Source organism: Rivibacter subsaxonicus (assembly GCF_004217215.1).
GTDB classification, from domain to species: domain Bacteria; phylum Pseudomonadota; class Gammaproteobacteria; order Burkholderiales; family Burkholderiaceae_C; genus Rivibacter; species Rivibacter subsaxonicus.
The window spans coordinates 509,231-529,736 of record NZ_SHKP01000004.1 but is presented as its reverse complement, the minus strand read 5'-3'; the positions used below and the strand labels follow the sequence as shown (position 1 = coordinate 529,736).

The window sequence follows — 20,506 nt, the reverse complement described above, 5'->3', positions numbered from 1 at the left end:
GCCTGCGCGCGTGCCGGGCTCCGTCATGCGAGCGGCGAACCGCGCGACCTGAACGCGCTCCGCTCGATCAGCCCCGCGAACCTGCCCAGCAGATAGGGGTCGTACTTGCCGCTGTTGGTCTCATGGAGGACCTCCATGATGGCAGCGTGATCCTTGGCGCGGTGGTAGGGGCGATCGGTCGCCATCGCGTCGTAGCTGTCGACGATGGAAATGATCCGCGCCAGCACCGGGATCGCCTCGCCTTTGAGGCCGCCCGGGTAGCCGTTGCCGTCGTAGCCCTCGTGATGGCGCAGCACCGCCTCGGCCACCACGGCCAGCGTCGCGTCGGGCACCACCGCCAGGATGTCGTGGCCGCGCTGCGGGTGCGTCTTCATCACCAGCAGTTCGTCGGACTCCAGTCGTCCCTGCTTGAGCAGCACGCGGTCGGGAATGCCGATCTTGCCGATGTCATGCAACTGGGCGGCCAGCCCCAGCGAGCACAGCGCCGCCGCGGGCAGGGCCACGGCGCGGCCCAGTTCCAGCGCCAGCGCGTGGGTGCGGTCGCAGTGCTCGCCGGTATCGGGGTCGCGCTCCAGCAGGGCACGCACCAGGGCCACCGTCTCCCTGGTGAGGTGCGGGAGGCTGGGGTCGTTGTCATCCATGAGCACTCCCGGATGGGGTGGAGGCTGGGTACGGATTCGCCGGCCTGCGCGGCCATTGTGTGGGCCAGCCATGGCGACGCCAAGCGCCCGTTCGGCGGTGGGCAAGCCCGCCTCGCCCGGCTCGCGTTCGACTACGCGCGCTCCAGCAGCACCGCCGCCGCCAGCACGATCGACGTCACCAGCCCGGCCAGCATCGGGGCGAGTGCCAGGCGCAGGTCGACGCCGCTCGCACCGCCGCCAGCAGCGGCAGCGCACGCGATCGCGACGACCAGGCCGGCGCCGGCACCGACCAGGCTCCAGCGGCCGAGGCGGCGCTCCTGCTCGCGCCGCGCCGCCAGCGCCTGCAGCGCGCCGGCAGCCGGCACGGCAGTCACCGCCGTCGCCGCCACGCGCCGCATCAGCGCCGCGACGAAGCCCTCGTCGGGGATGGCTTCGCCGGCGCCCGCGCGCAGCAGGGACTCGAGCCAGTCAGGTTCGTCGTCGTCGCGACCGCTCGCTGGTGGATGCGTGTTCATCGTCTAGCCTCCTCGGGTTGCCAGGCGGCCAGCCACTCGCGCAGCCGCGCCTTGGCGCGCGCCACCTGCGTCTTGAGCGTGCCGAGCGGGATGCCCAGCACCTGCGCCGCCTCCTCGTGGCTGAGGTCGAGCTGGAAGCAGTGCACGATCGCCAGCCGCTCGTGCTCGGGCAGGCGCGCGATGGCGCGCTCCACGTCGAGCCGCAGCGGCACGCCGGCAGACTGCTCGTCGATGGCGATCGGCTCGAGGCCGCCGCCTTCGGCTGCGCCGTCCAGCGATGCGGGCGCCGCGCCGCTGCCGCGCCGGTGCATCAGGTAGCGGGTGTAGGCGATGCGATGCAGCCAGGTCGACAGCCTCGCCTCGGCGCGAAACGCCGCCAGCCCGTGCCAGGCCTGCATGAAGACCTCCTGCGCCAGATCGTCGGCCAGCGCCGCGTCGCAATGCGTCAGGCGGCGCAGTTGCTGGCGCACGCGCGACTGGTGGCGGCGCACGAGCGTGGCAAAGGCAGCGGCATCGCCACGGCGGGCGTGCTCGACCAGCGCCGCTTCATCCTCGGGCTCGGCCACCACCGGCGTCACGACCGGCGCCTAGCGGCCGGCCTCGACGGCGCCGGGGGCGCGGTTGCGCTCGATGCGCAGCGCGATCAGTTGCGCAACGCCGATGCACACCAGCAGCGCGCCGATGCCCATCAGCCAGCCCAGCCCGAGCCACTTGAACATCACTGCCAGGCCGACGCCGACGCCGATCAGCGTGATGGCGCGGAACAGCGGCGACTCATGCGGCTTCTGCGGCGGATTCAGCAACTCCGGCGGCACCGGCTGGCCGCGGTCGGCGAGGTACTTGACGGTCTCGTAGAGCTTCTCGTTGCGGCGCTGGCGGTATTGCAGCGCGATCCAGACGATCAGCACCGGCATCAGGATTGCGACCGCGCCGGTCAGGATCGCGGTGATGGCAACGATGTCCTTGGAGGCAATGAAGGCGTCCATGCAGTGATTCCTCGTGGGCAGGGCGATGGCCGCGGCGGGTTGCCGTGGCGCTGGCGCCCGCAAGCTTGGATGCAGGCTGCTGCCATTCTGGATGCCGGCCCGCGCTGCCGGCCGCAGAACTCAGGTCAATTCGGCCCCGCGCTCGGCCAGCAGCGCGCGCAGCACCGAGCGGTGGCAGCGCGATTCGTCCTCGCAGTAGCAGCCGATCGAAAAGCTGGTCTGGCGCGACAGCGCGGCCAGCAGGTCCAGCGTGCGACCGGCCTCCGGTGCCGCCATCTCGGCGCGAAACCTGCGCCGGAACGCCTGCCAGTCCCGCTCGCTCGCCGCCTGCTGGCCCAGCTTCATCGTCTCGACGCTGGGGGCGAGGTTCGGGTACCAGAGGTCGTACCAGTCCTGGCGGGCGAACTCGCTCTTGGGCACGCCGCGCGGCGGCCGCCGCACGGTGCCGATGCGAAGCCCCTCGCCGGCGGCGCGCGGGGATCCCAGGCGAACGATTCGGATCGGCATCGGCGGCTCCAGCGACGAGAGCAGGGGCTTCGGCAGCGGCTGAAGCGAGGTTCCGCAGCGCTCGTGGCGAGCACTCCTTGGCCGGGCTCGCCAGCGCCATGGCTCGTCCGGCCCGGCAACGATAGCCGAGCCGGCACGAACGGCGCTGTGGAGCGCTCGACGCCGCGCTGCACGAGACGCGGAAAAGCTCATCAACCTCGGTGCAGCCGCCTGCGGGCGGGCGCTGCCGACGGCGCGCGCCCGCTCCCTGCGCAAGGCGTTCGCGCCACCGATCTCACTGCGTGGCGATCTGGCCGCGGATCTCGCCGCCCGGGTAGGCCGCGCTGTGCACGTTGAAGTACAGGTTGCCGGCCTTGAAGCTGCTCAACTGGCTTGGCGTCAGCACCGCGCCTGCAGCGGCACTCCAGCGGCCGCTGGCCGCGGGAGCCTCGCCGAAGTTGACGATGATCGGGCCGTTGACGCCAGTCGCCGCTTCGTGGATGTGCGCCATGGATCCCGTGAGGCCGCTGGTCTTGACGCCGGCGCTGATGGCCAGCGTGACCGGGTCGACGACGGCGATGCCGCGACCGGTCGCGGCCGATGCATTGGGCGGCACCTCGTTGGCCGCGCTCAGTTCGCCGCCGCCGATGATCGGACCCAGCTGGCCGCGGATCTCGCCAGCGGGAATGGCCGCGCTGTGCACGTTGAAGTAGTAGTTGCCGGCCTTGAGCGTCGCGTACTGCGCATCGCTGAGCGTCACGACGGTGCCCCACACACCACTGCCAGGGGTGGTCTCGGTCAAGGGAAAGACGATCGGCCCGCTGACGCCCGCGGCTCCTTCATGGATGTGCGCCACGGTACCGGCGACCCCGCTGGTGGTGACGCTGGCCGTCAGCGTCCTGGTGACCGGGTCGACCGCAACGAAGCCGCGGCCCGTGGCGCCACTCGCATTCGCCGGCACTTCTTCGGCGCCCTTCAGCGCCGAGCCGCGCACGTCGCGCCCGATCTGGCCGCGGATCTCGCCGGCCGGGAAGGCCACGCTGTGAACGTTGTAGTACATCGCCCCGGCGAGCAGGTCGGCGTACTGGGCATCGCTGAGCATGGTGTTCGCCGGCACCGCCCAGACCCCGCTGCCGGCCGCGGTTTCCGCCAGCGGAATGGTGATCGGCCCGTTGACGCCGGCCGCACCGGTGTGGATGTGCGCCACCGAGCCGGTGATGCCGACGGTGGTGACGCTGCCGGTGATGGCCTTCGTCACGGTGTCCACCGTGAGCACCGCAAACGCGACGCCGGTCGAGGACACGTTCGCGACCTCCTGCGCGCCGCACAGCGTGGCGTTGAAGCTGGTGGTGTTGACGATCGGCTGCGACGGGGCGAGGGGTTCGCCCCCGTAGTCGTCGTTGTCACTGCAAGCGGCAGCCACCACGACCAGGACGGTCGCCCACAGCGGCCGCACCAAGGACGAACGAGCGGGGAATGTGCGCATCACGGGCCTCCTGCTTTCGCTTCGCAGGCGGCCTGCATCCCGGTTCGCGACATCCGGATCGATGTCGCCCGGCGCCGGGATCGCACCGCCGCCTTCTTCTCGATAGCTCGCTTTGCGCGAGTCGTTGCTATCGCTTGTACCGATCGGGAGCGCGACTGCGGCAAGCCCGGAGCCGGAATGGCGAGACTGCGGAGTACGATCGATCGGTTGCTTGCGGGCCGCCGGATCGGTCCGTGCCCACCGTCGCATGCCGCCAATTGCTGCCCCTGGGCCTTCCGGGGATCTGCTGCTCAAGGTCACGCCGCCGCGGGTGCCGCGCGAACTGGTGCTTCGCTCGCGCCTGATGGCCGGCGACGTTCGCCTGCGCGAATGCCCGGTGCTGCTGCTGCAGGCGCCGGCCGGCTTCGGCAAGACCTCGCTGCTGGCCCAGTGGCGGCGCGAATACCTGGGCAGCGGCGACGTCGTCGCCTGGCTGTCGGCGCAGCAGCGCGACGACCCTTCGCGCCTGATCCAGAGCCTGGCGCTGGCGGTGCGGATGGGTGCGGCGCGGCCGACCTTCGGTCACACCCTGCTCGATTCGGTCACCACGCCGGACGGACTCGAGGGCATCACCGCGTGGCTGGCCGAGGTGGCCCAGAGCGCGCTGAGCCTGGTGCTGATCGTCGACGAGGCCGACCGGCTGCCGCCGGCCTCGCGCGAGGCCCTCGCCTACCTGCTGCGCAATGCGCCGCCCAACCTGCGCGCGGTGGTCGCGGCGCGGGCCGACTGCGACCTCGGCTTCGGCGACCTGATCGCCTATGGCCAGTGCCTGGTGCTGGGCCAGGCCGCGCTGCGCTTCACGCTCGAGGAAACGCTGAGCCTGGTCCAGGCCCGGCTCGGCGCGCGCGCCGACGCCGACACCGCCGCGCGCCTGCACGAACTGGCCGAGGGCTGGCCGCTGGGAGTGCAACTGGCCCTGTCGGCGATCTCGGCCAGCGCCGATCCGCAGGCCGAGGTGCTGACGATGACGGCGCCGCGCGGCGGGCTGCGCGAGCATTTCGTCGGGCTGATGCTCGCCAACCTGGAGGCGCTCGATCTGGCGTTCCTGACCCGGATCGCGCTGCTCGACAACCTGCACCCCGAGTTGTGCCGGATGCTGACCGGCGACGACGACGCCTCGCGGCGCCTGGAGCGCATCAGTCGCGAGACCCCAGTCTTCGTTGCCGCCGAGCACGGCGACTGGCTGCGCATGCACACGCTGGCGCGCGACGCATTGCGCCAGCGCGCCGAGATGCTGCCGCTGACCGAGCGCAACGGCCTGCACGCGCGCGCCTCGTCCTGGCTGGCCGAGCGCGGCCTGCTCGAGGAGGCCGCCGGCCACGCGCTGCTGGCCGGCGAGCACGATCGCGCCTACGACCTGGCCGAGCGCAGCCTCTACGAATCCATCATGGTGCGCGGGCGCCAGGGCGCGGTCATCGCCTGGCTCGACCGCTTGCCCGAGGCCGAGCTCGACCGCCGGCCGCGCCTGCTGCTGGCGGCCGCGTGGTCGCTGGCGCTGAGCGAGCGCCACGAGGAGGCCGGACGGCTGGTCGCGCGCATCCTGGCCGGCCCCGAGGTCGATGCGGCGCTGCGTTGCGAGTGCGCGCTGATCCTCGGCGGTGCCGCGGTCTTCGCCGACCAGCCGGACCGCTTTGCCGACCTGCACGATCCCTGGGCCGAGTCGCCGCCGCTGCGCGATCCGCTGCTGCTCTTCGTGCATGCCAACCGCACCGCCTTTCGCACGCTGCTCGAGGGCGACCCGGCGCTGGCGCGACTGCGCCAGCAGCAGGCGCCGCGCGGCGACTTCGGGCGTGCCTTGGAGTACGTGGACCGCTGGGGCGAGTTCATCGTCGGCCTGAGCTATGTCTGGGAGGGCCAGGTGCTGCTCGCCGAGAGCCTGCTGCGTCCGACCCTGGCCCGCGCCGATGCCGACCTGGGCCGGCGCAGCGCCTTTTCCTGCATGCTGGCCGCGCTGCTGGCGGCCGCGGTGTGGGAGCTCGACCGCCCGGCCGATGCCGCGGCCTTGCTGGCCAACCGCCTCGATGTGCTCGAGCGCAACGGCCTGCCGGAGACCGTGCTGCTGGCCTATCGCACGCTGGCGCGCGCCGCGATGGCCGAGGGCGCCGAGCACCGGGCGCTGGAACTGCTCGCCGGCATGCACGCGGTCGGCGTCGCGCGCGGGCTGCCGCGGCTGTGCCTGGCCAGCCTCGGCGACCAGGTGCGGATGCACGCGCGACGCTATCGCGCCGACAGCTGCCGCCGCAGTTGCGAGCAGATCGACGCGCTGATGGCCGACCCGGCCACGCCGCGGGGCCGGCTGTGGCGGCGCCATGCCGATCTGCTGAGCGAGCTGGCCCATGGCTACGCGGCCATTGCCGCCCAGGACTGGCGCCAGGCCATCGAGCCGCTGGCGCGCGCCGAGGCGCTGGTGCTGGAACTGGGCCAGACCCGGCTCCACATCGAGATCCTCGGCCTGCGCGCCTTCGCGCTCGACCGCTGCGGCGAACGATCGCAGGCGTTGCTGCGCGAGGCGGTCGACCTGGCCGACACCTACGGGCTGCGGCGGGTCTTCGCCGACGCTCACCCCGACCTCGGCCAATGGGTGCTCGACGCCGCGCCCGCCGGAGCCGGGCGGCCGACGCCGGCCGCCGCGCCGGTGCGACCGGATGCCGAACGCGACGGCGGCCGGCCGCGCTCGACGCCCAGCATGGCGCTCACGCCCAAGGAGCGCGAGGTGCTGGAACTGCTGGCGCGCAGCCTCTCCAACAAGGAGATCGGCCGCGCGATGCAGGTCGGGGAGGAGACGATCAAGTGGCACATGAAGAACCTCTTCGCCAAGCTTGACGCCGGCACCCGCAAGCAGGTCGTGCAGCGCGCGCGCATCCTCGGCCTGCTCAGCGAGGAGGGCTGAGCGGCACCCCTCCCCCCTCTGCGATGGGGGGGAGAAGGCGCAGCGGGCTGCTTAATCTCCGTTTCCAGAGCCCGTCGTCCCTGCAACGGCGGCTTCCTGCCTCGCGGCCACCACCGCGCAACGCAGAACCCGGAGAACAGCGCATGGATCCACTCAACACTGCAAACCCGCCGGCGGCGACCGTTGCCCCCGTCGTGCTCAAGCACTCGATCAAGGTCGAGCCGCTGACCTGCACGATCGGCGCCGAACTCTCCAACGTGAACCTCGGCGTCGCCTCGCGCGACCCGGCCCTGGTGGCCGAGATCCGCGCGCTGCTGCTGAAGCACCGGGTGCTGTTCTTCCGCGACCAGCACATCACGCGCGCCGAGCACGTGGCCTTCGCGCGCCATTTCGGCGAGCTCGAGGACCATCCGGTGGCCGGCAGCGACCCGGAGAACCCGGGCCTGGTGCGCATCTACAAGTCGCCCGAGCAGCCCGCCGATCGCTACGAGAACGCCTGGCACACCGACGCCACCTGGCGCGAGAAGCCGCCCTTCGGCTGCGTGCTGCGCTGCATCGAGTGCCCGCCGGTCGGCGGCGACACGATGTGGGTCAACATGGTCGAGGCCTATGCCCGCCTGCCCGAGCACATCAAGGCCCAGATCGCCGGCCTGCGCGCGCGCCACAGCATCGAGGCCAGCTTCGGCGCCGCGATGCCGATCGAGAAGCGGCTCGCGCTCAAGGCCCAGTTCCCGGACGCCGAGCACCCGGTGGTGCGCACCCATCCGGAGACCGGCGAGAAGGTCCTGTTTGTCAACGCCTTCACGACCCATTTCACGAACTTCCACACGCCGGAGAACGTGCGCTTCGGCCAGGACCACACGGCCGGCTCGGCGCAGCTGCTGCAGTACCTGATCAGCCAGGCCCACATCCCCGAGTACCAGGTGCGCTGGCGCTGGCAGCCCGACAGCATGGCGATGTGGGACAACCGCTCGACCCAGCACTACGCGGTGATGGACTACCCGCCCTGCCATCGAAAGATGGAACGCGCCGGAATCATCGGCGACGCCCCGTACTGAAACCGGCTCCACGCCCTTGCGTCGCCGTGTCGACGCGCCACCGAATACCGCAAGCGAAGGACAGCAAATGAATTTTCTCGACGGCTCCCTGTTCCCTGAAAACCAGGACAAGCTGGTCATCACCGCCGCCCCCTACGGACCCGAGTGGATCCCGTCGGACTTCCCGCAGGACATCCCGGTCACGATGGAAGAGCAGGTGCAGAAGGCGGTCGACTGCTACAACGCCGGCGCCACCGTGCTGCACCTGCATGTGCGCGAGCTCGACGGCCGTGGCAGCAAGCGCCTGTCGATGTTCAACGAGCTGATCGCCGGCGTGCGCAAGGCCGTGCCCGAGATGATCATCCAGGTCGGCGGCTCGATCTCCTTCGCCCCCGAGAGCGACGGCGCGGCCGCCAAATGGCTGTCCGACGACACCCGCCACATGCTGGCCGAGCTGGACCCGAAGCCGGACCAGGTGACGGTGACCGTCAACACCACGCAGATGAACGTCCTCGAGCAGATGGACGTCAAGGACACCGCCGGCACCTCGCTGGCCGAGATCGATGGCGCCCGCGCCTACTCGAACATGATCGTGCCCTCGACGCCGAGCTTCTTCGAGGAGCACGTGCAGCGCCTCACGAAGGCCGGCATCCAGAGCGCCTTCCAGTTCTACAACGTCAACAGCTACGAGACGGTCGAGCGCCTGATCCGCCGCGGCCTCTACAAGGGCCCGCTGGTGTGCAACTGGGTGGCGATCGGCGGCGGCATGGACCAGCCGACGATCTACAGCCTGGCCAACTTCCTGCGCGCCATCCCCGACGGCTCGATGCTGACCGTCGAGAGCAGCATGCTCAACACGCTGCCGATCAACATGATGGGTATTGCGATGGGCCTGCACGTGCGCTGCGGCATCGAGGACAACCTCTGGAACCAGACGCGCACCGCCAAGATGACGACGGTGCAGCAGATCGAGCAGTTGGTGCGCATCTCGCGCGAGTTCGGCCGCGAGATCGCCACGGCCAAGGAAGCCCGCGAGATCTGCAAGATCGGCGTCTTCTACGACACCGTCGAAGAGACCCTGGCCGCCAACGGCTTCGCGCCCAATCCCAAGGGACGGCAGCAGGGCTATCTGCGCAAGGCGGCCTGAGCGGTGTCATCGACGGACCGTCGCGGGAGCCCGATCGGTGTGGCCAACGCCGCGCGACCGGAACCACCGCCGATGAACACGCCGATCGAAGCCACCGTGCTGATCGTCCCCGGGCTGCGCGACCATGTGGCGCAGCACTGGCAGACCCTGCTCGCCGCGCGCCTGCCGCGCGTGCGCAGCGTGGCACCGATGGGCCGGGTGGACCTGAACTGCGCCGCGCGCGTGGCGGCGATCGAGCGCGAGGCGCAGGCCATCGAGGGCCCGCTGATCCTCGTCGCCCACAGCGGCGGCGTGATCACGCTGCTGCACTGGGCACGCCAGACCCGGCGCGCGGTGCACGGTGCGCTGCTCGCGACCCCGCCCGACTTCGATGTCGAGATGCCGGCCGGCTACCCGAGCCTCGACGAGCTGCGCCGCGCCGGCTGGCTGCCGGTGCCACGCGACCCGCTGCCCTTCCCGAGCATCGTCGCGGCCAGCCGTAACGACCCGCTGGCGCGCTTCGGTAGCGTCGCCGAACTGGCGTTCTGCTGGGGCAGTCGCCTGGTCGACCTCGGCGAGGTCGGTCACCTGAACCCGGCCTCCGGTTACGGCGAATGGCCACGCGCCGAGAGCCTGATCGACGAACTCGCGGCCGCGCGCTGAAGCGCTCGCTGCCGCAACTACTGAACATTGGAGACAGACATGGCACAAGTCATCCGCGTACACGAGATCGGCGGCCCCGAGGTGATGCGACTGGAGCAGGTCGAGGTCGGTGACCCCGGCCCCGGCCAGGCACGCGTGCGCCACAGCTTCGTCGCGGTGAACTTCATCGACATCTACTTCCGCACCGGGCGCTACCCGATGCCGCTGCCCAATGGGCTCGGCTCGGACGCGGTCGGCGTGGTCGAGGCGGTCGGTGCCGGCGTCGTCGACATCAAGGTCGGCGACCGCGTCGGCTACCTGCTCGGCCCGCAGGGCGCGTACTCGGACGTGCGCCTGATGCCGGCCGAGGTGCTGATCCCGCTGCCCGATGGCATCTCGGACCGCAGCGCCTCGGCGCTGATGATGAAGGGCATGACGGCGCAGTACCTGTTCCGTCAGGTCTACCCGCTCAAGGGCGGCGAGACCATCCTGTACCACGCCGCCGCCGGCGGCGTCGGCCTCGTCGCCTGCCAGTGGGCGCGCGCACTCGGCGTGACGATGATCGGCACCGTCAGCACCGACGAGAAGGCCGAGGTTGCAAAGGCCCATGGCTGCGCGCACGTGATCGTGACGTCGCGCGAGAACATCGCCGAGCGGGTGCGCGAGATCACCGACGGCAAGGGCGTGCCGGTGGTCTACGACTCGGTCGGCAAGGACACGCTGATGGCCTCGCTCGACAGCCTGCAGCCGCGCGGCACGCTGGTCAGCAACGGCACCAGCTCGGGCCCGGTGGTGGTCGACACCACGCTGCTCGCGGTCAAGGGCTCGATCTGGCTGACCCGGCCGGCGATGATCCACTACGCGACCCCGCGCTCGCAGATGCTGGCGATGGCCGACGAGCTCTTCGGCCTGGTGCTGGCCGGCAAGATCCGCGGCGAGCCCAAGCAGGTCTACGCCCTGCACGAGGCGGCCGAGGCGCACCGCGCGCTCGAGTCGCGCCGCACCACCGGCGCCACGGTGCTGGTGCCCTGAGAGCAGCGAGCCCGCCATGCAACTGCCCGCCTCTGACGCCTCACGCACCGGCGCCGACGACTACCTGTTCGGCCGCCGCCAAGCCTGGTTCGCCTTCGCGATGACGATCAGCCTGATGGTGGTCGACTATGTCGACCGTCAGGTCATCGTCTCGCTGTTCCCCTATCTGAAGGCCGAGTGGGCGCTGTCCGACAAGCAGCTCGGTGCGCTGGTCTCGGTGGTCTCGCTGACGGTGGCGCTCGGCGCGCTGCCGATCGCGCTGTTCGCCGACCGCGCCGGGCGCGTGCGCACCATCGTCGTGATGGCCACCGCCTGGAGCCTGGCGACGATCTCCTGCATGTTCACCCGCAGCTACGGCCAGCTGGTGGCGGCGCGCGCGATGGTCGGCCTCGGCGAGGCGGGCTACGGCTCGGTCGGCGCGGCGCTGATCGCGAGCCATTTCCCGGCCCGCATGCGCGGCGCCCTGCTGGCCGCCTTTTTTGCCTCGGCCTCGATCGGCTCGGTGCTCGGCGTAATGCTTGGCGGCCTGATCGCGGCGCGCTGGGGCTGGCAGGCCGCCTTTGGCGTGGTCGGCGTGCCGGGCCTGCTGCTGGCGCTGCTCTACCTGAAGGTGCGCGACTACCGCACCGTCGAGCTGACGCCGCGCCTGGACCGTGCAACCAGCTCGCCGGGCGGCGTCGCGCGCCACATCGTGCGGGCGCTATCGCGCTCGCGCACGATGCTGTGGGTCTGCATCGGCGGCGCGGCGCAGCTGATCGTCGTCTCGGCGGTCTGGTCCTGGCTGCCGAGCTTCCTCAACCGCGTGCACGGCATGGCGCCCGATCAGGCGGCCCTCAAGGCGGCCCTGGTGGTGCTGCTCGGCGCGATCGGCAGCGTGGTCTGGGGTGCGCTGGTCGACCGCGCCGGTCGCCGCCGCCCGCGGCTGAAGCTGCTGGTGCTGGCCGCGCTGTGCCTGCTCGCGCTGCTGGTGCTGGTGGCAGCCTTTGGCGCCTCCCTCCTCGGCCTGGCGCCCGGCGCCGCCACGCAGTTCGCCCTGATCGGCCTCGGCGGCTTCCTGATGACCTGCAGCGTCGGCCCGGTGTCGGCGATCGTGATCGACGTCGTCCACCCCGGTGTGCGCGCCACCGGCGCCGCGGTACTGGCCCTGTTCCAGAACCTGTTCGGCCTGGCCGCCGGCCCCCTGCTCGCCGGCATCCTCTCCGACGCGCTCGGCCTGCAGTCGGCGCTGGCGCTGATGCCGCTGTTCGGCCTGCTGGCGGCGCTGGCCTTCCTGGTCGCCGCGCGCAGCTACGAACACGATCTGCAGCGCGCCGGCGAACCGCTGGCGGGCGACGACGTCGTCGCCCCTGCGCAGCGCGAGGCCCACGCCTGAAGCGCTTTCCCCTGACACCGACCCGAACCCGACCCCAACATGAACGGACAGATGATGCAGCAACCGCTGCTGGTCTCGATGCTGCTCCGGCACGCCGAGCGGCACCACGGCGAGCAGGAGATCGTCTCGCGCCGCGTCGAAGGCGACGTGCATCGCTGCACCTATCGCGAACTGGCGCAGCGCTCGCGCCGCCTGGCCGCGGCGCTGGCCGCGCGCGGAGTGGGCTTCGGCGACCGCGTTGCGACGCTGGCCTGGAACGGCTACCGCCACATGGAGCTGTACTACGCCGTCTCCGGCTCGGGCGCGGTGCTGCACACGTTGAACCCGCGCCTGCATCCCGACCAGGTCGTGTGGATCGCCGACCATGCCGAGGACCAGGTGCTGTTCTTCGACCTCAGCTTCCTGCCGCTGGTCGAGGCCATCGCGTCGCGCGTCAAGACCATCAAGGCCTTCGTGGCGATGACCGACCGTGCCCACATGCCCGCCCTGTCGACGGTGCCGGGGCTGCTGTGCTACGAGGAGCTGGTCGAGGCCCAGGCCGACGACTTCGCCTGGCCCGCCTTCGACGAAGACAGCGCCTCTTCGCTCTGCTACACCTCGGGCACCACCGGCAACCCCAAGGGCGCGCTCTACAGCCACCGCTCGACGCTGCTGCACAGCTATGCCGCGGCGCTGCCCGACTCGCTGAACTGCTCGGCGCGCGACGTGATCCTGCCGGTCGTGCCGATGTTCCACGTCAACGCCTGGGGCCTGCCCTACGTGGCGTGCATGGTCGGCGCCAAGCTGGTCTTCCCGGGCCCGTGGCTGGACGGCAGGTCGCTGCACGATCTCTTCGAGAGCGAGGGCGTGACGATGTCGGCCGGCGTGCCGACCGTCTGGCAGGGACTGCTCGCGCATGTCGAGGCCAACGGCCTGGGCTTCTCGACGATGCGCCGCACCGTGATCGGCGGCTCGGCCTGCCCGACGACGATGATGCGCACCTTCCAGGATCGCTTCGGGGTCCAGGTGCTGCATGCCTGGGGCATGACCGAGATGAGCCCGGTGGGCACCGTCTGCACGCTCAAGGCCAACCAGCTCAGGCTCGACGCCGAGCAGCGGATCGCGGTGCAGGCCAAGCAGGGCCGGGCGGTGTTCGGCGTCGACATGAAGATCGTCGACGACGAGGGCCATGAGCTGCCGCACGACGGCAAGGCCGCCGGCGAACTGCTGGTGCGCGGGCCCTGGATCATCGCCAACTACTTCAAGGGCGAGGGCGGCGACCCGCTGGTCTGCAACGACGGCCAGGGCTGGTTCCCGACCGGCGACGTCTCGACCATCGATGGCGACGGCTTCATGCAGATCACCGACCGCAGCAAGGACGTGATCAAGTCCGGCGGCGAGTGGATCGGCTCGATCGACCTCGAGAACATCGCGATGGCCCATCCGGCAGTGGCGATGGCGGCCTGCATCGCCGCCAGCCACCCGAAGTGGGACGAGCGGCCGCTGCTGGTCGTGGTGAAGAAGCCCGGCGCCAAGCTGACGCGCGAGGAACTGCTGGCCTTCTTCGACGGCAAGATCGCGCGCTGGTGGACGCCGGACGACGTGGTCTTCGTCGACGCCATCCCGCTCGGCGCGACCGGCAAGATGCAGAAGAACAGGCTGCGCGAGACCTTCAGGGATCATCGCCTGCCCACGGCATGAGCGGCGCCCACGCATGAGCAGCCTCTCGCTCGCCGCCTGGCCGGCGCACGGCCGCACGCTGTTTCCCGGCGTGCTGGCCAGCATCGTCGTGGCCGCCGCCGCGACCTTCCTGTCGCAGCACTACGGCGCACCGGTGATGCTGTTCGCGCTGCTGCTCGGCATGGCGATGAACTTCCTCTCGACCGAGGGGCCCTGCGCGCCCGGCATCGAGTTCACCGCGCGCCAGGTGCTGCGGGTCGGCGTCGCGCTGCTCGGCCTGCGCATCACGCTGGCCCAGGTCGTCGCACTCGGCTGGCAGCCGGTGGCGCTGGTGGTGGTGGTGGTAGTGCTGACGATCGCCGTGTCAATGCTGGCCGCGCGCCTGCTCGGATTCCAGTCGATCTTCGGCCTGCTGACCGGCGGCGCGACCGCGATCTGCGGCGCCTCGGCCGCGCTGGCGCTGGCCGCCGCGCTGCCGGCCCATCCGCTGAAGGAGCGCGCCACGCTGTTCACCGTGATCGGCGTCTCGGCGCTGTCGACGCTGGCGATGATCGTCTACCCGATGCTGGCGCGCGCGCTCGGCCTCGACGAGCACCAGGCCGGGGTCTTCCTCGGCGCGACGATCCACGACGTGGCGCAGGTGGTCGGCGCCGGCTACGGCATGTCTCATGACACCGGCGACGTCGCGACCCTGGTTAAGCTGATGCGGGTCGCGATGCTGGTGCCGGTCATCGTCTTCGCGGCCATGATCACGCGTGCCCGCGGTGCACAGGGCGGCGGCAAGCGGCCGCCGCTGCTGCCCTGGTTCGCGGTCGGCTTCGTGCTACTGGTGCTGCTCAACAGCAGCGGCTGGCTGCCGGCTCCGGTCGGCGCGCTCGGCAACGACCTGTCGCGCTGGTGCCTGGTCAGCGCGATCGCAGCGATCGGCATGAAGACCCAGCTGCGCGAGCTCGCCACCGTCGGCCTCAAGCCGATCATGCTGATGCTCGGCGAGACCATCTTCCTGGCCGCGCTGGTGCTGGCGCTGTTGCGCTGGGCCGCTTGAAGACGAAGCGCGACCGGCCGCGGCCCGCGGGCCGGCGTTAGGCTCGCGCAATCGCCAGATGCAACGTCGCCCCTTCCTCCTCCACGGGCTGAGCGCGCTCGGCGCCGGCCTCGGCCTCGCCGCCGGTGCCGCGCATGCGCAGGGCAGCGCCTGGCCGCAGCGCGGCCTGCGCATCATTGCCGCCGGCGCCGCCGGCGGCTCGGCCGACATCGTCGCGCGCCTGCTCGCCGACCAGTTGGGCAAGCAGACCGGGCGGACGGTGATCGTCGAACCCAAGCCCGGCGCCGCCGGCGTGCTGGCGGTCAACGAACTGTCGCTGGCGCCGCGCGACGGCCACGCGCTGCTGGTCGGCGTGAACTCGCTGGTCAGCGAGATCCCGCACATCGTCCGGCTCAAGCTCGACATGGCCGCCGAGATCAGGCCGCTGGCCGAGCTGGCGTGCGGCGGGCTGGTGATGGTCGCCAACCCCGCGCTGCCGGCCAGGACGCTGGCCGAGCTGGTCGCGTACGCCCGGGCCAATCCCGGCAAGCTCAACTTCGCCTCCTACACCGCCGGCACGCTGTCGCATGTGATGGGACTGCAGCTGAACCAGGCCGCCGGCATCGACCTGACGCATGTGGGCTACAAAGGTTCGACACCGGCGCTGCAGGACCTGATGGGCGGCCATGTGCCGCTGATGTTCGACGGCATGGCGACCTCGATCCCGCTGATCCGGGCCGGCAGGATCAGGGCCTTCGCCGTCAGTACGCCGAAGCGCTCGCCGCTGCTGCCCGAGGTGCCGACCTTCACCGAGCTCGGCTACCCGCGGCTCGAGGCCACGGCCTGGATGGGCCTGTGGGTCAAGCCCGAGTTGCCCGCGCCGGTTCAGGCGCAGATCCGCGACGCGGCGCTGAAGGCGATCGCGCAGCCGGCGCTGCGCGATCGCCTGGGAGAAATCGGCTTCGAGGCCGGGCAGCCGCGCACGCCCGAACAGCTGGGCGCTTCGCTGAAGGCCGACTACGAGCGCGTCGGCGCGGTGCTGCGCTCGATCGGCTTCCAGCCCGAGTAGGGGCGCCGCGGGCGCGGCGCCGAAGCCCTCGCGCAAGCCGCATGGGTGTTGGGCGCGAAGGCCGCAACGCCCGCTTCCGGGCAGGAGCAACCGATGGGCAACTGCCGGGCGAAGCGGTCAATCGCCCGCCGCGCCGAAGAGCGCCATGCGCGCCGAGGAATGCGGACCGTCGGCATAGCTGCAGTCCCGCTAGTTGCTGGCCGCGCGCGCCGGCGAGATTCTCCAGAAGGGTCGCGAGATCTCCTCGAGCGGGCGGCCCGGCTCGCCAGGCTCGAGGCCATAGCGAACGAGCGAAACCAGGTCTGCGCTCACCGCTGGGTCGGACACGAAATAGCTGTGGCCGATGAAACCGGCTGTGTTGGTGACCTGGACAAAGGTGGCGAAGCCGGAAATGGCCCGCGACTTGGCGATCTGTTCCTTGCTGAGTGAGGCTTGATCGACACGACCCATCCGGCGCAGGCTGCCCATCAACCATTCGGAGACGCCGAGCGCCTTGTCGCCCTCCGACATGTAGACAGTGAGCCGAAGCTTGGGTGCAGGGAGGACGAGCCGCGGATTCGGCGTCCCTCCGAAAGGCAGGGTCGGATCGGATTCGATGCTGAAGAGCTTGGCGACGCCGACATCAAGATCGAGGTCCGGCGACATCAGCACGATGTTGCGGACCTTGAATCTGCTGTCGAGAAACAGCCCGCCCATGTAGGCCTCGATCTCGAGCTCGCGCAGGGCCGTCACCAGCACATCGGTGCCGCGGCTGTGGGCAAGAAGGTGCAGCTTTTCCACGCCGGGCGTGTCGGCGATCAGGCGAACGGCCTGCTTGAGGTGATGCACGGCGAACTCGCCCGACTCGCGATCGACGTTGTAGCCGAAGAACAGGCCGCGCGAGCCGCCCGCGGGCCAGGTGAAGATCGCGCAGACGAACTCGCGACCCAGGAAGTGGCACAGCTCGCCCATCGTGAACGTCGCGTCCTGGAAGGTGTTGGCATAGCCATGGACGAACAGCACGACCTCCTTGCGCGGCGCGGCGCCGAGGCGGCGCGCGACCTCGCGCTGCAGCATGGCTGCCGCTCGCTCATGCGCCTCGATCGCTGCGGGTGCTCGCACGAGGCCGGTGGGGACAGGCTCGACGCCATAGGGAATCGGCGGGAAGCGCCCAAGCTCCGTGGTCGGCCCGAGCTTCAGGTCAAGCGGCACCGTGCGCTTGCTCAGCGTGCTTTGCGCCACCAGGGTGTCCAAGGGGACCCCCTCACCGAACTCGACCGTGACCGTGCCGAACGCCATCGAATGCGAGCGCTCGGCGCTGTAGGGCAGCGTCTTGGCCGCCTCGGTCCCGGGTGCGCGATCGGTGACGTACAGCAGGTCGATGGCGGCCTTCTGGTCAGCGGCCGCAGCCGCCGCGAGAAGGGGCTTGCCCTGTGGCCCGACATACACCGTCGGGGCGGGCATCAGCGGATAGGTGCTTGTTGCGCAACCAGTGACGAGCGCAAATGCCCCGAGCATTGCGCAGAGTGACATGGCAACGCCAGCACGCCGGTGAGAACCACTCGTTGAACGTGTTTGGTTCATGCTCGGCCTCGTCACGTTGGCTCAGGTGCTGCAGGCACGTTATACCCAACACTCAGTTGGCGGTCAGCGTCGAAGCTCAAGGCTGCCGCGGATCGGGCAGCCCTTCGCGTATCCGCCGTGAGAACGTGGGATCCCGAGCCGCTGCCTTCGCCTTGTCGTCGATGTGGCTCAGCTTGCGAAGCTCTGCGAACGGCAGGCTCGTGTCCACGATGCTTCGGTCGTACAAGCGCTGGTCGAGGTAGCCGTTGGCAAAGAGACGCCAATCGAGCGGAGGCGCGTCCGGATCCACGTGCTCCCGGTGGCGGCGGATGCTCGTCGTGCAGTTGTCGGCGAGCGCGTTGTAGAACTGCGGCTGTTCAACCAGGCTGTTGATGCTGTCGACATAGTCCAGCAGGAGCGCTCGGGCGAGCGCCGGCGTGGACCTCAGCCGGTACAGGTAGACCTGCTCGCCACGATGATTGGTGCGCAGCCCCACCACGTCGTGCTCGTCGGCCACCACGTAGATGATCTCGTACTGCTTGAAGAAGCCCTTGACCGCCGAGTATTCCTGCCCCTTGCGCTTTCGCGTCTCGATCGAGACGGCCAGTGGCGGCGCGTTGTCGAACTGCCAGCTCATGATCGTGTGCGCGATGGCTGGCGACCCCCAATAGGACATGAAGACATCGACCCCGCGAAGAGTCGAGAGGTCGTAGCTTCGATCCACATAGCGAGGAGTGAAGTCGCTCTCCGTGCGGTAGTCGAAGTTTCGAATGTTGTGGACGACCAGGTGCTGTCCCCGAACCTCGACCCGCGGCAGGCGCGCCACCTCGGCCTGCCAGTCGCCATCGTTGCTCGGCCGAATCGTGCTCCACCAGATCAGCAACGCGACGAAGGCGAGTCCGCAGGCCGCGAGCGCCCAGGCGAACGGCCGCAGCCACAGAAGAATCGCGAGCGTGCCCAATGCGTAAGTTGACGCGAGCGCAATGCTCAGCCATGCGGGGGCGGGTCCCGCAAACACCAGTGCCAGGGTCCACCAAGCCGTCACCAGGAGGATGGGAATGCTGGCTGCGACAACGATCGCGCGCTTCACGTCAGTGCTTCCCTTGCGTGGATCCGCCTCGTCGACCTGCGCTCTCTCGACGTGGCCTCACTTGACGGTATAGCCACGCCCTTCCAGGCACGCCGCACGCGCCTTCTGGTAGTTCGCCATGCCGGCCTGCGATTGCTGCGTCGCGGCCTGTTGCTGCTGCTGTGCCGTCGCCGAGTTCTGGCGTCGGCTCTGGCCGCGTGCGGCTACTGCGCCCACTGCCGCGCCGGCACCGGCGTCGTCGGCGACGATTTCGCCGACCACGGCCCCACGCGCCGCGCCGCGCGCACCGGCACCCGGCGTGGTACCGGTCGCCGTCGTGGGTGCCGGCGCCGTGGCCGGAGGCGGCGGCGGATTGGCGGGGTCGTAATTGCTCTGCTGCACGGCCCAGGTGTGGCACTCGCCTTCGTCCTTCTTCTGCTTGTCGGGCGATTGGCCCTTGGCAGGGTAGACGAAGCTTTGCGCGGTGGCGCCGACGGCGAACACCGCGGCGATCAGCAGCACAGATGCGCGTCCTGCGCGCTTCACGAAGTCGTGGTTCATCTCTTCACCTCCTTTGATTTCGACGGGCCACCAGGTCCTGTGGAGTGGCGGTTCGAGCGGTCCATGACATCAAGCTCGTCGTAGCCCTCGAGGTTCAAGTGACACGAGGCGGCTCAGCTCGGCCGCTTCCAGTCATTCGCGTCCGCCACCAGCCTGAACCCGACGTGCGACATCGGGTTGAACGGATCGTTGCCGCGACGCGCGCTCGGGCGGTAGCTGAGGCAGTAGTCCACGTTGCAAAGGAACGACCCGCCGCGGATGACGCGCTTGGGCGCGTCGACGGGCACTCCCCGGTCTTCGGGGTCATAGCTCTTCGCTGGCCCTGTCGGATTCACCACGCTGGCCGATCGGGCCTGCAGCACAAAGACGTCCGAGCGGTACCAGTCGGCGACCCACTGCCACGCGTTGCCCGTCATGTCGTAGAGACCGTAGCCATTGGCAGGAAAGGTGCCTGTGCGCGAAGTGCCGACGGCGCCGCCCGCCTGCGCGCTCACGACCGTTTTCACGATCGGAAAGCGCTGCCCCTTCTGCTCCCAGACGTTCGCCATCAGTCGGCCCTGGGGCGCGAAGTCGTCGCCCCAGGCGTAGGTTGCCTGCTCGAGACCGCCACGCGCAGCAAACTCCCATTCGGCCTCGGTGGGCAGGCGCTTGCGTGCCCACTTTGCATAGGCGAGCGCGTCGTCGTACGAGACCTGCACCACCGGGTGGTCGTCCTTGCCCTCGATGGAGCTCGCAGGCCCTTGCGGATGGCGCCAGTCCGCTCCGGGCACGAACGCCCACCATTGCGAGTAGTCGTCGAGCGGGACCTGCTCGGGGGTGCCGACGAACACCATCGCGCCCGGCACCATGTCCGAGTCCGGCGGCTTGGGCGTTCCGGGCGCCAGCTGCACGCCGATGGCCTCCCAGTCGAGCTTGCGCTCGGCGGTCGTCACATACCCGGTCGCCCTGACGAAGGCCGCGAACTGCGCGTTGGTGACATGACTGCGGTCCATCCAGAAGCCGTCGACGCGCACCTTGTGCGCCGGCCGCTCGTTGCTCTGGGCGAGCTTGTGGTCGCTGCCCATGAGGAACTCGCCGCCGGGAACCCACGCCATGCCGAGCGGCCCCTGCACGCCATCGCCGACGACCACCGCGGGCCCTGCCCGAGTAGCCGGCGCTGCCGTTGCGTCGCGGCCATGCCACCACGACATGCCCGCATAGCCCGCACCCACGCCGGCGGCAATGATCGCACCGGCCATCAGTACATGGCGGCGGGTGCGGCTTGCCATCGCGGGCGCGGCTGCCGCCGGTGCGACTGCCGCGGGCGCCGGTGCCCGCCGTTGCTTGCTGC

19 protein-coding genes are annotated in these 20,506 nt (G+C 70.3%); 9 read left to right on the top strand and 10 right to left on the bottom strand.

The features are described from left to right. Positions 1 to 23: 23 nt before the first annotated feature. The 6 genes from EV670_RS02335 to EV670_RS02310 form a co-directional block, all read right to left on the bottom strand. Entirely contained in the window at positions 24 to 641 is a 618-nt protein-coding gene (locus EV670_RS02335) for an HD-GYP domain-containing protein (RefSeq protein WP_165393212.1), read from the bottom strand. Between the two features lie 131 nt (positions 642 to 772). Further along, a complete protein-coding gene (locus EV670_RS02330) occupies positions 773 to 1,156 on the bottom strand; it encodes a hypothetical protein (protein WP_130430200.1) in 384 nt (127 codons plus the stop codon). Beyond that, a complete protein-coding gene (locus tag EV670_RS02325; RefSeq protein WP_130430199.1) occupies positions 1,153 to 1,734 on the bottom strand; it encodes an RNA polymerase sigma factor in 582 nt (193 codons plus the stop codon). Before EV670_RS02325 ends, EV670_RS02330 begins: the two co-directional genes overlap by 4 nt. A gap of 9 nt (positions 1,735 to 1,743) precedes the next feature. Continuing rightward, positions 1,744 to 2,142, bottom strand: a complete 399-nt coding sequence (locus tag EV670_RS02320) for a DUF6249 domain-containing protein (protein ID WP_130430198.1) — start codon at positions 2,140 to 2,142, stop codon at positions 1,744 to 1,746. 120 nt (positions 2,143 to 2,262) lie between these two features. Continuing rightward, the gene (locus EV670_RS02315) at positions 2,263 to 2,649 is read right to left on the bottom strand and encodes a DUF488 domain-containing protein (RefSeq protein WP_130430197.1); all 387 of its coding nucleotides are present in this window, start codon (positions 2,647 to 2,649) and stop codon (positions 2,263 to 2,265) included. Positions 2,650 to 2,923: 274 nt separating this feature from the next. Continuing rightward, on the bottom strand, positions 2,924 to 4,114 hold the full coding sequence (locus tag EV670_RS02310; protein ID WP_165393211.1) for a CHRD domain-containing protein: 1,191 nt from the start codon (positions 4,112 to 4,114) through the stop codon (positions 2,924 to 2,926). A 247-nt stretch (positions 4,115 to 4,361) separates the two neighbouring features. Here EV670_RS02310 and EV670_RS02305 point away from each other — a divergent pair, with 247 nt between their 5' ends. The 9 genes from EV670_RS02305 (at position 4,362) to EV670_RS02265 (ending at position 16,004) form a co-directional block, all read left to right on the top strand. After that, positions 4,362 to 7,043 (top strand): helix-turn-helix transcriptional regulator, encoded by a 2,682-nt coding sequence (locus tag EV670_RS02305; RefSeq protein ID WP_130430195.1) that lies wholly within the window; start codon positions 4,362 to 4,364, stop codon positions 7,041 to 7,043. Between the two features lie 209 nt (positions 7,044 to 7,252). Further along, complete coding sequence (locus EV670_RS02300) at positions 7,253 to 8,101, top strand: TauD/TfdA dioxygenase family protein (protein ID WP_130430893.1); 849 nt, start codon at positions 7,253 to 7,255, stop codon at positions 8,099 to 8,101. 67 nt (positions 8,102 to 8,168) lie between these two features. Further along, positions 8,169 to 9,227 carry a beta-keto acid cleavage family enzyme gene (locus EV670_RS02295; protein ID WP_130430194.1) on the top strand — a complete coding sequence of 353 codons (1,059 nt, stop codon included), beginning with the start codon at positions 8,169 to 8,171 and terminating at the stop codon, positions 9,225 to 9,227. Positions 9,228 to 9,299: 72 nt separating this feature from the next. Beyond that, on the top strand, positions 9,300 to 9,869 hold the full coding sequence (locus EV670_RS02290) for an RBBP9/YdeN family alpha/beta hydrolase (RefSeq protein WP_130430193.1): 570 nt from the start codon (positions 9,300 to 9,302) through the stop codon (positions 9,867 to 9,869). A 39-nt stretch (positions 9,870 to 9,908) separates the two neighbouring features. Beyond that, a complete protein-coding gene (locus EV670_RS02285) occupies positions 9,909 to 10,880 on the top strand; it encodes a quinone oxidoreductase family protein (protein WP_130430192.1) in 972 nt (323 codons plus the stop codon). A gap of 16 nt (positions 10,881 to 10,896) precedes the next feature. After that, positions 10,897 to 12,252: an MFS transporter gene (locus tag EV670_RS02280; protein WP_130430191.1), complete on the top strand. Its 1,356-nt coding sequence runs from the start codon at positions 10,897 to 10,899 to the stop codon at positions 12,250 to 12,252. A 39-nt stretch (positions 12,253 to 12,291) separates the two neighbouring features. Continuing rightward, positions 12,292 to 13,932, top strand: a complete 1,641-nt coding sequence (locus EV670_RS02275; RefSeq protein WP_130430190.1) for a 3-(methylthio)propionyl-CoA ligase — start codon at positions 12,292 to 12,294, stop codon at positions 13,930 to 13,932. A 13-nt stretch (positions 13,933 to 13,945) separates the two neighbouring features. Next, a complete protein-coding gene (locus tag EV670_RS02270; protein ID WP_130430189.1) occupies positions 13,946 to 14,956 on the top strand; it encodes a YeiH family protein in 1,011 nt (336 codons plus the stop codon). 58 nt (positions 14,957 to 15,014) lie between these two features. Further along, positions 15,015 to 16,004: a Bug family tripartite tricarboxylate transporter substrate binding protein gene (locus EV670_RS02265; protein WP_130430188.1), complete on the top strand. Its 990-nt coding sequence runs from the start codon at positions 15,015 to 15,017 to the stop codon at positions 16,002 to 16,004. Positions 16,005 to 16,193: 189 nt separating this feature from the next. On the opposite strand, the gene EV670_RS02260 is transcribed toward EV670_RS02265, so the two are convergent. The 4 genes from EV670_RS02260 to EV670_RS02245 all read right to left on the bottom strand — a co-directional run bounded on the left by EV670_RS02260 (position 16,194) and on the right by EV670_RS02245 (position 20,444). Continuing rightward, entirely contained in the window at positions 16,194 to 17,567 is a 1,374-nt protein-coding gene (locus EV670_RS02260) for an alpha/beta hydrolase (protein ID WP_130430187.1), read from the bottom strand. Between the two features lie 76 nt (positions 17,568 to 17,643). Then, positions 17,644 to 18,636, bottom strand: a complete 993-nt coding sequence (locus EV670_RS02255) for an Lnb N-terminal periplasmic domain-containing protein (protein ID WP_130430186.1) — start codon at positions 18,634 to 18,636, stop codon at positions 17,644 to 17,646. 57 nt (positions 18,637 to 18,693) lie between these two features. Next, positions 18,694 to 19,176 (bottom strand): hypothetical protein, encoded by a 483-nt coding sequence (locus tag EV670_RS02250; protein WP_130430185.1) that lies wholly within the window; start codon positions 19,174 to 19,176, stop codon positions 18,694 to 18,696. Positions 19,177 to 19,289: 113 nt separating this feature from the next. Beyond that, entirely contained in the window at positions 19,290 to 20,444 is a 1,155-nt protein-coding gene (locus EV670_RS02245) for a formylglycine-generating enzyme family protein (protein WP_130430892.1), read from the bottom strand. Between the last annotated feature and the right edge of the window lie 62 nt (positions 20,445 to 20,506).